This is a genomic window from Micromonospora fulviviridis (assembly GCF_014648395.1).
In the GTDB taxonomy this organism is placed as follows: Bacteria; Actinomycetota; Actinomycetes; order Mycobacteriales; family Micromonosporaceae; genus Micromonospora; species Micromonospora fulviviridis.
Genome location: NZ_BMRA01000005.1, coordinates 370,010 through 382,985 on the forward strand (window position 1 = coordinate 370,010; position 12,976 = coordinate 382,985).

General features: G+C 74.6%; 11 protein-coding genes. 7 read left to right on the plus strand and 4 right to left on the minus strand.

Going from position 1 to position 12,976, the window contains the following annotated elements; all coding sequences use genetic code 11:
• Positions 1 to 7: 7 nt before the first annotated feature.
• The 3 genes from IEY96_RS15905 to IEY96_RS15915 are packed head-to-tail and all read left to right on the plus strand — an operon-like array spanning position 8 to position 2,324.
• Complete coding sequence (locus IEY96_RS15905) at positions 8 to 1,030, plus strand: prephenate dehydrogenase (protein ID WP_189195573.1); 1,023 nt, start codon at positions 8 to 10, stop codon at positions 1,028 to 1,030.
• A gap of 5 nt (positions 1,031 to 1,035) precedes the next feature.
• Positions 1,036 to 1,677, plus strand: coding sequence for an SIMPL domain-containing protein (locus IEY96_RS15910; RefSeq protein WP_189195574.1), 642 nt, complete (start codon positions 1,036 to 1,038; stop codon positions 1,675 to 1,677).
• Positions 1,677 to 2,324, plus strand: coding sequence for a nucleoside/nucleotide kinase family protein (locus IEY96_RS15915; RefSeq protein ID WP_189195575.1), 648 nt, complete (start codon positions 1,677 to 1,679; stop codon positions 2,322 to 2,324). The genes IEY96_RS15910 and IEY96_RS15915 overlap by 1 nt, the downstream gene beginning before the upstream one ends.
• On the opposite strand, the gene IEY96_RS15920 is transcribed toward IEY96_RS15915, so the two are convergent.
• Together IEY96_RS15920 and IEY96_RS15925 are read right to left on the minus strand one after the other, a co-directional pair.
• Entirely contained in the window at positions 2,301 to 4,862 is a 2,562-nt protein-coding gene (locus IEY96_RS15920; protein ID WP_189195576.1) for a hypothetical protein, read from the minus strand. The two genes, IEY96_RS15915 and IEY96_RS15920, sit on opposite strands and share 24 nt — an antisense overlap.
• Positions 4,863 to 4,946: 84 nt before the next feature.
• Complete coding sequence (locus IEY96_RS15925) at positions 4,947 to 5,513, minus strand: sugar O-acetyltransferase (protein ID WP_229791613.1); 567 nt, start codon at positions 5,511 to 5,513, stop codon at positions 4,947 to 4,949.
• Positions 5,514 to 5,629: 116 nt separating this feature from the next.
• Between IEY96_RS15925 and IEY96_RS15930 the strand changes: the two genes are divergently transcribed.
• Entirely contained in the window at positions 5,630 to 8,998 is a 3,369-nt protein-coding gene (locus IEY96_RS15930; RefSeq protein WP_189195577.1) for a S8 family serine peptidase, read from the plus strand.
• 54 nt (positions 8,999 to 9,052) lie between these two features.
• Here IEY96_RS15930 and dapD read toward each other — a convergent pair whose 3' ends face one another.
• Positions 9,053 to 10,012: a 2,3,4,5-tetrahydropyridine-2,6-dicarboxylate N-succinyltransferase gene (dapD, locus tag IEY96_RS15935; RefSeq protein ID WP_189195578.1), complete on the minus strand. Its 960-nt coding sequence runs from the start codon at positions 10,010 to 10,012 to the stop codon at positions 9,053 to 9,055.
• 24 nt (positions 10,013 to 10,036) lie between these two features.
• Between dapD and dapE the strand changes: the two genes are divergently transcribed.
• Positions 10,037 to 11,110 (plus strand): succinyl-diaminopimelate desuccinylase, encoded by a 1,074-nt coding sequence (dapE, locus tag IEY96_RS15940; protein WP_189195579.1) that lies wholly within the window; start codon positions 10,037 to 10,039, stop codon positions 11,108 to 11,110.
• Positions 11,111 to 11,169: 59 nt separating this feature from the next.
• Here dapE and IEY96_RS15945 read toward each other — a convergent pair whose 3' ends face one another.
• A complete protein-coding gene (locus IEY96_RS15945) occupies positions 11,170 to 11,331 on the minus strand; it encodes a hypothetical protein (RefSeq protein WP_189195580.1) in 162 nt (53 codons plus the stop codon).
• A 156-nt stretch (positions 11,332 to 11,487) separates the two neighbouring features.
• Here IEY96_RS15945 and IEY96_RS15950 point away from each other — a divergent pair, with 156 nt between their 5' ends.
• Together IEY96_RS15950 and IEY96_RS15955 are read left to right on the plus strand one after the other, a co-directional pair.
• Positions 11,488 to 12,354, plus strand: a complete 867-nt coding sequence (locus IEY96_RS15950; protein WP_189195581.1) for an LOG family protein — start codon at positions 11,488 to 11,490, stop codon at positions 12,352 to 12,354.
• 1 nt (position 12,355) lies between these two features.
• Positions 12,356 to 12,901, plus strand: a complete 546-nt coding sequence (locus tag IEY96_RS15955) for an LOG family protein (RefSeq protein WP_189195582.1) — start codon at positions 12,356 to 12,358, stop codon at positions 12,899 to 12,901.
• Positions 12,902 to 12,976 lie beyond the last annotated feature (75 nt).

A 12,976-nucleotide genomic window follows, 5' to 3' on the forward strand; every position in this document is an offset into this window, starting at 1 on the left:
TGGGCCGATGGTGGGCGGGGCCGGCGGGCAGGCACGCGTGGCGGTGGTCGGCACCGGCCTGATCGGGGGATCGGTGCTGCTCCGGCTCCGCGACGCCGGGCTCGACGTGGCCGGCTGGGACCCGGATCCGGCGACCCGGCAGCGGGTCCGCGAACAGGGCGTCAGCGCGCCGGACACCGTCGAGGAGGCGGTCGCCGGCCGCGACGTGGTGTTCCTCTGCGGCCCGCTGCCCACCCTGCCCGCGACGCTGGCCCGGGTGGCCGCGGCCACCGACGACCGCTGCGTGCTCACCGACGTGGGCAGCACCAAGGCCGAGGTGGCCACCGCCGCCGGCACGCAGGGGCTCGGGCACCGGTTCGTGCCCGGCCACCCGATGGCCGGGGCCGACCGGGCCGGCCTCGGCGCGGCCAACGCCGGGCTGCTCGACGGGGCGGCGTGGGTGCTCTGCCCGGGGCCGACCGGGATGGCCGCGTTCCGGCGGCTCGCCGCGCTGCTCATCGACGTCTTCCACGCCCGGGTGGTGCCGATGTCCGCCCCGGAGCACGACAGCGCCGCCGCGCTCGCCTCGCACCTGCCCCACCTGCTGGCCAGCGCGCTGGCCGGCACGGTGCAGCGCTCCGCACTGCGCGACGCGGTGCTCGCGCTCGCCGCAGGCAGCTTCTCCGACGGCACCCGGGTCGCCGGCGGCCCGCCCGAACGGACCGCGAACATGCTGCTCGGCAACCGGGAGCGGGTGCTGGCCGAGCTGGACGCGGTCCGGGCCTACCTCGACGACCTGGCCGAGGCGCTGCGGGCCGGCGACCCCGGGAAGCTGGCCGGCCGGCTGGCCGAGGGCCGCACCGCCCGGGCAGCGTTGCGCGGGCGCCCGTTCACCGCCCACCGGCGCGAGTTCCCCGCCGACGACCACGCCGGTGAGCTGGCCTACCTGCGGGAGCTGGGCGCGGCCGGCGGCCACCTCACCGGCTGCCGGGTGGCGGGCGGCGCGGTCACCTACACGGCGCACCTTCCGGCCACCCCGCCACTAGGCTGAGAAACATGGCGGACGCACCGGTCGTGGCGGTACGCGGCGAGGCGTACCGGGAGGTGGCCCCCGAGCTGGCCCGGTTCACGGTGACCGCGACCGCACGGGACCGCGACCGGGAGACCACGCTGACCCGGCTGGCCGAGCGGACCGCCGCCGTGCGGGTGCTGCTCGACGCGGCCGAGCCGGCCGTGGAGCGGCGGGACACCGGCCAGCTCCGGGTCTGGCCGGAGACGAAGCGGTCGGGTGAGCGGGTGGTGGCCTACCACGGCAGCGTGACCACCACCGTCACCGTTGTCGACTTCACCGCTCTCGGCGAGCTGATGCTGCGCCTGGCCGACCAGGAGCAGGTCGAGGTGGCCGGTCCGTGGTGGTCGCTGCGGCCGGACAGCCCGGCGTACCGGGAGGCCCGGCACGCCGCGATCGCGGACGCCCTGGCCCGCGCCCGGGAATACGCCGAAGCGCTCGGCGCCCGGGTGACCGCCCTGCTGGAGCTGGCCGACACCGGCCTGGCCGCCGCCCCGCCGATGATGGCGAAGGCGGGCTTCGGCCGGGCCGGGGAGGCCACACCCGAGCTGGAGCTGGATCCGCAGCCGCAGCCGGTGCACGCGGCGGTCGAGGCCCGGTTCACCATCAGCGACCCGGTGCTCGGCTGATGCCGCCCGCGCAGGTGCTCCCGCTCGGCGAGCTGGTGGAGCGGGCCCGGGCCCTCGCCGCGGACGGCCCCCGGCAGCTGCTCGGCATCGCCGGGGCGCCCGGGGCGGGCAAGTCCACGCTGGCCGAGCGGCTCGTCGCCGAGGTCGGTCCGGCCGCCCGGCTGGTGCCGATGGACGGCTTCCACCTGGCGCAGTCGGAGCTGGTCCGGCTGGGCCGGGACGCGCGCAAGGGCGCGCCGGACACGTTCGACGTCAACGGCTTCGTCTCCGTCCTGCGCCGGCTGCGCCGGTTGGAGCCGACCTCGGTGTGGGCGCCGGCGTTCCGCCGCGACCTGGAGGAGCCGGTCGCCGGGGCGATCGAGGTGCCGCCCGAGGTGCGGCTGGTGGTGACCGAGGGCAACTACCTGCTGCTGCGCGACGACCCGTGGGAGGAGGTGCGCACGCTGCTGCACCAGGTCTGGTTCCTCGACCTGGACGCCGAGCTGCGGGTGCGCCGGCTCACCGCCCGGCACGAGGCGTACGGGAAGTCGCCGGAGCAGGCCCGCGCCTGGGCGCTCGGCAGCGACGAGGCGAACGCCCGGCTGGTCGCCGGCACGGCGGAACACGCCGATCTGGTGGTCCGGCTAGCCGACCCGCTGCCGGGGTGACGGCACGGTCCGGCGCAGCAGCCGGGCCACCACCGCCCGCTCGCGGATGAACTCTGCTGCCTCCGGATAGCCGCTGTGGTTGCGGATCGGCGGGTCGGCCACCTCGCCCCCGGTGGGGTGCAGCGCCTCCGGGTCGGCCACCGGCACATCCCGTTCGCCGGCGCTGACCTGCCAGCCCAGCGGATCGGTGTCGCGCCAGAAGTTGGTCCAGGTGACGTGGCCTCCGGGCCAGGTGAGTGCCCGGGCCAGGGTGCGCAGCCGCTCCGGGCCGAAGTACGCGGGGAAGACCCGGCCGTAGAGCCGGGTCAGCTGGCAGCCGTAGGAGAAGAACCAGATGCGCCGCCGCCAGCGGCGGGGCAGTTGGAGCAGCATGGCGGCGCAGATGACGGTGCCCTGGCTGTGCCCGGAGAGGATCACCCCGTCCATCCGTTCGGGGTGGTGCGCAGGGAGCGCGAGCAGCCCGGCGACCCGGGTCTGGAGCTCCGGCACCGCGCGTTCGGCGTAGCTGGGCGGGGCGAGGGGGTGCGCGGCGCGGGGCCAGAAGGTGCCGACGTCCCAGATGACGCCGACCGAGCGGCGCACCGTGTCGTTGCGGTAGACCAGCAGCCCGAGCGCGCTGATCACCACGGGCAGCCAGCCGAGCATGGTGTCGCCCTGGTTGGCCGCCCAGTGGATGACGGTCTGCCAGCCGGAGGGGGAGAGCGGGCTGGGCCGGCTCCGGGAGAGCGCGGCCCCGCAGCACAGCGTCACCAGGACCACGGAGACGGTGGCGTAGCACCCGACCAGCCGGGCCGCGTGCTCGCCGACCAGCCGGTGCAGCGCGCGGAAGGCGCTGACGTCGCGGCAGCGGCGCAGGTCGTGCGCGGAGAGGCCGGCGCCGTCGGCGGTGAGCGCGGCGTACTCGGCCCGACGCAGCGACTGGAGCAGCACGCCCGCCCGGACCAGCAGCGCGAGCAGGGCGACCAGGCCGACCACGCAGGCCAGCCCGGCCCAGAAGACGGCGAGCGGGGGCACCACCCGGCTCTGGCCGCTCGGGTCGGCCCGGCTGTCGAGCCGGTCGCTGACCCAGTAGAGGAGGCCGGCGCAGTAGGCGACCGCCATCATCCAGCCGAAGCCGGCGATGAGTGCGGGGCCGCGCCCGCCCCAGGCCAGATCGGTGTACGCGCCGAGCGGCTGCACCGGGACGGCCGGGCGGGTCCGCGGCAGCAGCAGCCCGGTCAGGGCGATCGCGATGGCCGGCACGGCGAGCATCCAGGTGCTCAGCCCGTCCGGCGCGGCGGGCAGGCCGGGCAGGTCGCGCTCGGTCCAGGCCACCCCGAGCGGCAGCAGCATGCTGCCGGCCACCGGGCCGAACAGCGCCCGCCGCCCGGAGCGGTTCACCGCGCCGATGGTGACCAGCAGCAGCAGCTGGTACGTGGCGAGCCAGGCGACCGCGGTGTCGTACCCGGGCAGCGACCGGTCGGTGCGGCAGCCGGCGATGCCCGGGTCGGCCACGCACCCGACGGGCGGCCGGTACGCGGACAGCGCCCGGCCGGCCGGACCGTCGGGCAGCAGCAGGAGGGTGAACGTCCCGGCCAGCCCCAGCCCGGTGAGCAGCGCCACGGCGGCGCTCCATCGGCCGAGCGGGGTGGCGCCCTGCCGCCGGGTCAGCCAGGGCCGGCCCAGGGCGACCACGGCGATCGCCACCACGGCCGCCAGCACTGCCACGGTGGCCCAGGCGACCGCGGCCCGTGGCCCGCGCGGCGGGTCCATGATGATCACCGAGGTCACCGGCACTGCCGCCGCGACGACCGCCCCGGTGCACAGGTGCAGCACGGCCGCCCGGCGCAGTTGCCCCTCGCCGTTCCAGAAGGTCGGGTCCTGGAGCGGGTTCTCCAGCGGCTCCGGCCGTTCGGTGGGTGAGCCGTCCTCGCCGGGGTGCGGTTCGGCGGGCATCTCGGCCTCGTACTGGTAGGTGCGCCAGGCGACGAGGCCGAGGCCGGCCAGCAGGAGCAGCGGCAGCAGCAGCCCCACGGCGAGCGCCCGGGTGTCCTGGCGCCACCACGGGTTGCCGAGAAACTCCCACGGGCCGGGGAGGTGGCCGAGGCAGTCCGCGCCGACGCACTGCCAGCCGATCAGGTCCACGCCGATCCCGGTCGCCGTGATCACCAGGGTGGCGGTGAGGCTCAGGCAGAACAGCCGGATGAGCCAGGCGGTGATCCCGGAGCGGCTGGCCCAGCGTTCCCGGTCCGGGTCCGCCGGGATGCCGGTGCGGGCGTAGAGCGCCACGTTGGCCAGGGTGAAGGGGAGCAGCAGCGTCCACAGGGCCCGCTCGACGTCGCGCCGGGTCCGCGCGCCGGAGGTCAACTGCCCCCAGCTGTACGCCTCGACCGTGATCGGGTCGTCCCGGCCGGCGGTGCTGGCGCGGTAGAAGCCGGTGACGGCACCGCCGGCGACCAGATCGGGCTGCGCGCCGTCACCGCCGGGGCGCAGCCCGAGCAGTTGGTCGGGCGGAGTGTTCGACACCCCGTGCACCCGCAGTTCGAGCACCCGTTCCATCGCGCCCCCTGGGTGAACCGGTCACTACCCAGAGTGCACCCCTTGCGCGGAATCTGCACTCCGGCGAAGGGTCGTTTTAGCAGCTCAGGTGGCCTGCTCCAGGTCCCGGACCGGACGGGCGGGGTTACCCAGGGCCACCACATTGGGGGGTAGGTCCCGAGTCACCACGGCGCCCGCGCCGACCACCGTGTTCTCCCCGATGGTCACGCCGGCCAGCACGATGACCCCGCCGCCGAGCCAGACGTTGTCGCCGATGGTGATCGGCTCGGCCGCCTCCCACTTGTCCCGCCGGGCCGCCGGCTCGACCGGGTGGGTGGCGGTGAGCAGTTGCACGTTGGGTCCGATCTGGACGTCGGCGCCGATGGTGATCCGGGCGACGTCCAGGAACACCGCGTTGAAGTTGACGAAGCAGCGTGGACCGAGGTGGGTCTGGTAGCCGTAGTCGCAGTAAAACGGCGGCCGGACCCAGGTGTCCTCGCCGACCGAGCCGAGCAGGTCCCGCAGGGCGGCGAGGCGCCCTTCGGGGTCGTCGGCGGAGCTGCGGTTGAAGCGCTCACTGAGCCGGGCCGCCTGGTCCAGGTCGGCAATGATCTCGGGGTCGTCGGCGATGTAGGGCTCGCCGGCGAGCATGCGGTCCTTCATGGAGGTCACCCCGGGGATCATGCCGGGCAAGGCCGTGGACGAGGTACCGGTTCCGTCGGATTGGCGACTTCCGATTGCATACGCGGTATGCAATTCTGGCAGTCCGCGTCGATGTACCCCCATCGATGAAGACGCCTGACGAAGGAGGAACGTTGCGCCGAAACCGAAAAAGAATCGCCGGCCTCGGCCTCACCCTGGGGCTGGCGCTGGGCGTGCCCCTGCCGGCCTCCGCCGCCCCGCCGGCGGCCCCGGACGGCACCCCTGCCCCCGCCGTGACGCCACGCGCCGGCAAGCCGGTCACCGTCACCCTGATCACCGGTGACCGGGTCACCGTCACCGCCGGCGGCCAGGCGGCGGTCCGCCCGGGCTCCGGCCGCGCCGGAATCGGCTTCCTGGTCGGCCGGGAACGCGGCCACCTCACCGTGGTGCCGCAGGACGCGCTGCCCCTGGTCCGGGCCGGTCGGGTCGACCGGCGGCTGTTCGACGTCACCGGACTGGTCGAGGCCGGCTACGACGATGCCCGGCGGGACACGCTGCCGCTGCTGGTGTCGTACCGGCCGGGGTCGGCCCGCCGGGCGGCGGCGCCGGTGGCCGGCACGCGGGTGACCCGCGACCTGCCGGCCATCGGCGGCGCGGCGATGGTCGCGACGAAGGCCGACGCCGGCGCGGTCTGGGGTGCGGTCAGGGCGGACCGGGCCGGCGCCCGGGTCGACGCGGCGGGGGATGTCGACCGGATCTGGCTGGACGGCCGGCGGCGGGTGACGCTGGACCACAGCGTGCCGCAGATCGGCGCCCCCACCGCCTGGGCCGCCGGCTTCACCGGCACGGGGGTCAGCGTCGCGGTGCTCGACACCGGCGTCGACCTCAGCCACCCGGACCTGGCCGGCCGGGTCGCCGACGCACGCAACTTCAGCGAGGCGCCCGAGTCGGACGACATGGTCGGGCACGGCACCCACGTCGCCTCGATCATCGCGGGCAGCGGGGCCGCCTCCGGCGGGAAGTACCGGGGCGTCGCCCCCGACGCCACCCTGCTCTCCGGCAAGGTCTGCGAGAACCAGGGCTGCACCGAGTCGGCGATCCTCGCCGGCATGCAGTGGGCCGCGGCCGAGAAGCACGCCACCGTGGTCAACATGAGCCTCAGCGGCGCGGACTTCCCCGAGGTCGACCCGCTGGAGCAGGCGGTCGAGACGCTGACCGCGCAGACCGGCACGCTCTTCGTGGTGGCCGCCGGCAACGACGGCGCCGACGGCTCGGTCGGCTCGCCGGCCACCGCCGACGCCGCGCTGGCGGTCGGCGCGGTCGACCGGGACGACGCCCTGGCCGACTTCTCCAGCCGCGGGCCGCGGGTCGACGGTGGGCTCAAGCCCGACATCACGGCCCCCGGCGTCGAGATCGTGGCCGCCCGGGCCGCCAACGGCACCATCGGCGACCCGGTGGGGGAGAAGTACGTCGCCCTCTCCGGCACCTCGATGGCCACCCCGCACGTGGCCGGCGCGGCGGCGCTGCTCGCCCAGCAGCACCCCGGTTGGACGGCGGGGCGGTACAAGGCCACGCTGATGGCCTCGGCGAAGCCGCACCCCGACCAGACGGCGTTCCAGCAGGGCGCGGGACGGGTCGACGTGGCCCACGCGATCACCGAGCAGGTGACCAGCGAACCGCCGAGCGTCTCGTTCGGGGTGGCGGCCTGGCCGCACGGCGACGACCAGCCGACCGCCCGCACGGTCACCTACCGCAACGGCGGGACCGCCCCGCTCACCCTCGACCTCACCGCCGAGGTCACCGGTCCGGACGGGCGCGCCGCCCCGGCCGGCATGTTCACCCTCGGCGCGTCCCGGCTCACCGTGCCGGCCGGCGGGACGGCCCAGGTGACCGTCACCGCGGACACCCGGCTCGGCGGGCTGGACGGCTACTGGACCGGCCGGCTGGTCGCCCGAGCGGGCGACGCGACCGCGGTGACCCCGCTGGCCGTGAACCGCGAGGTGGAGAGCTACGACCTGACCGTCGCGCACCGGGACCGGGCCGGCAAGCCCACCGGTGACTACTTCACCACCCTGGTCGGTCTGGACGGCGTCGTGTACCGGGACGTCTACGACCCCGACGGCGAGGCGCGGGTCCGCCTCCCGAAGGGCCGGTACGGCGTGAACAGCCTGATCTACCGGCCCGGCGACGAGGGCTGGACCGAGGTGTCCATGCTGGCCCAGCCCGAGCTGGTGGTGAGCGGCGACCAGCGGCTCACCGTCGACGCCCGGCGGGCGAAGCCGATCCGGTCCACCGTGCCGCAGCGCGGCGCGGCCCCGCAGCTGATCGACCTCTCGGCCAACTGGTTCACCGAGGAATCCTCCTACGGGTTCGGGCTCTGGGCGTCCAGCTTCGACGGCCTCTACAGCGCCCAGCTCGGGCGCACCGTCTCCGACTCGCTCTTCGTCGGCGCCCTGGCCAGCCAGTGGACCGAGCCCACGGCGCCGGAACGCAGCCCGTACTTCTACGCCCTCAACGAGCTGTTCCCGGGCCGGATGCCGACCGGGTCCGTCCGGCACTACCGGCCCGCCGACCTGGCCACCGTGACGCACCGGTTCGCGGCCGGCTACGCGGGGCTGGAGAACGAGCGGTTCGTCTTCCCGGACTCCGACTACAACATCGGCGGCTCGGCGATCGTCGTGCCCGTTCCGGTGCCCGGCAAGCGGGTCGAGCACTACAGCACGGCCCGTACCCGCTGGAGTTCCGAACTCGACTTCGGCCAGCGGGGCGAGGACGGCTGGCTGGAGGTGCGGGCGGTGCTGGAGTCGGTGCCCACCCGGTACCGGGCCGGCCGGACCTACCGGGAGGACTGGAACAGCGCGCCGTACGGGCCGTCCTTCCCGCAGCCGCGCTGGCCGGAGCAGGGCGTCACGCGCAACGGCGACACCCTCGTCGTCGCCCTGCCGGTGCACAGCGACGCCGCCGGCCACCCCGGGGGCTCGCTCAACGACACCGAACGGACCGCCCTCTACCGCAACGGGAAGCTGCTCGCCGAGCAGGCCGCCGCGGGGTACGGCGAGTTCCAGGTGGCGCCGGGCGCGGCGAGCTACCGGCTGGAGACCTCGGCCACGCGGGGCTTCACCGACCTGAGCACCGAGGTGTCGGCGAGCTGGACGTTCCGCTCCCGGCGCGTCCCGGGTGACGACTGGGTGCGGCTGCCCGCCATGGCGGTCCGCTTCGCCCCGCCGCTGGCCGTGGACAACAGCGCACCGGCCGGCCGGACCTTCACCATCCCGGTGACCGTGCAGCGGCAGCCCGGCGCGCCGGCCGCCCCGGTCACGGCGCTCACCGTCGACGTCTCGTACGACGGCGGGAAGACCTGGCAGAAGGCGGCCCTGCACAAGCAGGGCGCGGGCTGGGCGGCCACCGTCCGGCACCCGGCCGGACCCGGCTACGTCTCGTTGCGGGCCGCCGCCCGGGACGGCGCCGGCAACACGGTCACCCAGCGGATCATCCAGGCGTACCGCCTGCGGTGAACCGGACGGCGGGCGGGCCGGGGCGTCGCGCCCCGGCCCGCTCCGCGTCGCCGGTCAGTCGTTGGCGTGCAGCGCCGCGTTCAGCTCGATGCCCCGGCCGGTGCGCGGCTTCGCCTCCAGCGCGCCGGTCACCGAGTTGCGCCAGAACAGCAGGCCGTCCACCCCGGAGAGCTCGCGCGCCTTGACCACCCGGCCGTCCGGCAGGGTGATCTTCGAGGCGGCGGTGATGTAGCAGCCGGCCTCCACCACGCAGTCGTCGCCGAGGGTGATGCCCACCCCGGCGTTCGCGCCCACCAGGCTCCGCTCGCCGATGCGCACCTTTTCGGTGCCGCCGCCGGAGAGGGTGCCCATGATCGACGCGCCGCCGCCGATGTCGGAGCCGTCGCCGACCACCACGCCCTGCACGATCCGCCCCTCGACCATCGAGGTGCCCAGCGTGCCGGCGTTGAAGTTGACGAAGCCCTCGTGCATCACGGTGGTGCCGGCGGCCAGGTGCGCGCCGAGCCGGACCCGGTCGGCGTCGGCGATCCGCACGCCGGCGGGGACCACGTAGTCGGTCATCCGGGGGAACTTGTCCACCCCGTGGACGCTCAGGTGGCGGCCGGCGGCCCGCTCGATGACCCGCAGCTCGTCGACCCGCTCCGGCGGGCACGGCCCGGCCGAGGTCCAGGCCACGTTGGCCAGCTTGCCGAAGATGCCGTCGAGGTTCAGCTCGTTGGGCCGCACCAGGCGGTGGGAGAGCAGGTGCAACCGCAGGTACGCGTCGGCCGCGTCCTTGATCGGGTCGTCCAGCGAGCCGATCACGGTGACCACCTGGACCGTGCGCAGGCCGGGCAGCGCCCGCTCGCCGATCGCGCCGGGCGGCAGGTCGAGCACGTCGGCCTGGTCCTCCCCGGGGACCAGCGGCAGCTCGCCGAGCCCCAGCTTGCCGGTCGGGTACCAGGTGTCCAGCACCTGGTCTTCAGCGGTGATCGTGGCCAGGCCGATGCCCCAGGCAGACTGTGCGGTCGTCACGAAAATGACGGTACCGTGCCACACATGCAGAACCCGTTGACCCCCGAGGTCTTGGCCGATCCGGTGGCGCTGACCCGCGCGCTGGTCGACATCGAGTCCGTCTCCCTCAACGAGAAGGCGATCGCCGACTGCGTCGAGGAGGTGCTGCGGGGCGTTCCCCACCTCACCACCTACCGGCACTCCAACACGGTGATGGCGCGTACCGACCTGGGCCGGGCGCAGCGGGTGGTGCTCGCCGGCCACCTGGACACCGTCCCGCTGAACGACAACTTCCCGTCGACCATGCGCGGCGACCTGATGTACGGCTGCGGCACCTCCGACATGAAGTCCGGCGTGGCCTTCGCGCTGCACCTGGCGGTGACCCTGCCCGACCCGCGCTACGACGTCACCTACTTCTTCTACGAGGCCGAGGAGATCGAGTCGAGGTACAACGGCCTCACCCTGGTCTCCCAGGCGCACCCGGAGTGGCTGGAGGCCGACTTCGCGGTGCTGCTGGAGCCGACGTACGGGATCGTCGAGGCGGGCTGCCAGGGCACCATGCGCGCGATCGTCACCACCCACGGCGAGCGCGCCCACGCGGCCCGGTCCTGGCACGGGGTGAACGCCATCCACGGCGCCGGCGAGGTGCTGCGCCGGCTGACCGCGTACGAGGCGCGCCGGGTGACCATCGAGGGCTGCGACTACCGCGAGGGCCTGAACGCGGTGCGGATCACCGGCGGCGTGGCGGGCAACGTCATCCCGGACCGCTGCGACATCGAGATCAACTACCGGTACGCCCCGGACCGTGACCCGGCCGGGGCCGAGGCGCACCTGCGCGAGGTCTTCGCCGGCTTCGACCTGGCGGTCACCGACGCGGCGGCCGGCGCGGCACCGGGCCTGGACAACCCGCCGGCGCAGGAGTTCCTGGCCGCGGTCGGCGCGGCCCCGATCGGCAAGCTGGGCTGGACGGACGTGGCCCGGTTCGCGGCCATGGGCATCCCGGCGCTGAACTTCGGTCCCGGCGACCCCAACCTGGCCCACCACAAGGACGAGCACGTCGAGCTGACCAAGATCCGTGACGGCGCGGCCACCCTGCACCGCTGGCTCGCGTCGTCCTGAGGACGCGACCGGGGGCCCGCGTCACTGACGCGGACCCCCGGATCGGGCCGGCCGGACCGTCAGACGGTGGTGCTGAGCGCCGTGTCCGTCTCGGTGCTCTCGCCGGAGAGGTCGGTGTGGTGGGCTTCCATCATCCGGGCGCGGCGGCGCTCGGCCACCACGTCACGGATCCGCCGCTGCATCTGCCGGCGGATCCGGATCATCTCGCTGTTGCTGATCAACGCTGGCTCCTCCCCCGAAGGCGCGTCGCCGGGGCATACCCGGTATGTGAATAGTAAGACGTACGAGCGAGCCATTTAGTTGCCCATGATCACGAAGAATTTCTCCGGGTCGCCCGCCTCCGCACCGCGCCGCCCCACCTCCACTACGGTGGCCCCATGAGCCAGAGCAACGGACGGCCAGCCGGTCGCGGGCCGAGCGGGGAGCGGCACCGGGGCGCCGTCACGCTGCGCAACCGGGCCATCCCGACCAGCACCGCCGACCAGCGGCTGCTCGACTCCCGGGGCCGGGGCGACTGGAAGACCAAGGACGCCTGGCGGGCGCTGCGCATCCTGTCCGAGTTCGTCGAGGGCTTCGACACCCTCGCCGACCTGCCGCCCGCGGTGAGCGTCTTCGGCTCGGCCCGGAGCAAGCCGGAGAGCCCCGAGTGCCGGCTGGCCGAGGAGCTGGGCGGCGCGCTGGCCCGGGCCGGCTACGCGGTGATCACCGGCGGCGGGCCGGGCGTGATGGAGGCGGCCAACCGGGGCGCCGGCCAGGCGGGCGGGCTCTCCGTGGGGCTGGGCATCGAGCTGCCGTTCGAGCAGGGCCTCAACGACTGGGTCGACCTCGCCATCGACTTCCGCTACTTCTTCGCCCGCAAGACCATGTTCGTCAAGTACGCCCAGGCGTTCGTGGTGCTGCCCGGCGGCTTCGGCACCATGGACGAGCTCTTCGAGGCGCTCACCCTGGTGCAGACCGGCAAGGTGACCCGCTTCCCGGTGGTGCTGATGGGCGTCGACTACTGGCGGGGCCTGCTCGACTGGCTGCGCAACACCATGGCGGCCGAGGGCAAGATCGGCCCGACCGACCTGGACCTGATCTGCCTCACCGACGACGTCAACGAGGCGGTCCGCCACATCGTGGAGGCCGAGGCGGTGCTCTCCGCCGAGCAGGAGGCGGTCCGCGAGGAGGCGGTCGCCCGGTCCGCCGCCGACCAGCAGGCTGCCGCCGAGGCCGCCCCCGAAGGGCCGGCGGAGCAGGGCTGACATGGCCAACGTCTGCGTGTTCTGCGCGTCCTCGCGTACCCTCGACGCCCGCTGGCTGGACCTGGCCGCCGAGACCGGCGCGGCGCTGGCCCGGCGCGGGCACACGCTGGTCAGCGGCGGTGGGTGCGTGGGGATGATGGGCGCGGTGGCCGACGGGGCGCGGGCCGCGGGCGGCCGCACCCTCGGTGTCATCCCGCAGGCCCTGGTCGACCTGGAGGTCGCCGACCTGGCCTCGGACGAGCTGCTGGTCACCGACGGGATGGCCAGCCGCAAGACCCTGATGATCGACAAGTCGGACGCGTTCGTCGCCCTGCCCGGCGGCCTCGGCACCCTGGACGAGCTCTTCGAGGTCTGGACGACCGCCACCCTGGCCATGCACGCCAAGCCGATGGTGCTGGTCGACGCCGACGGCTTCTACCGCCCCCTCCTCGACTGGCTGCGCACCCTGGCCGACCAGCACTTCCTCAAGCCCGCCGGCCTGGACCTCCTCCTGGTGGCCGACACGGTCCCCGAGGCCCTGAACCTCCTGGACGCCCGCCTCACCTGACCCGCGCCCACCGCGGTCGATCATGAGGTTGACGGCGAAGTCGATCTCCTGGGTGCCGCCAACCTCATGATCGAG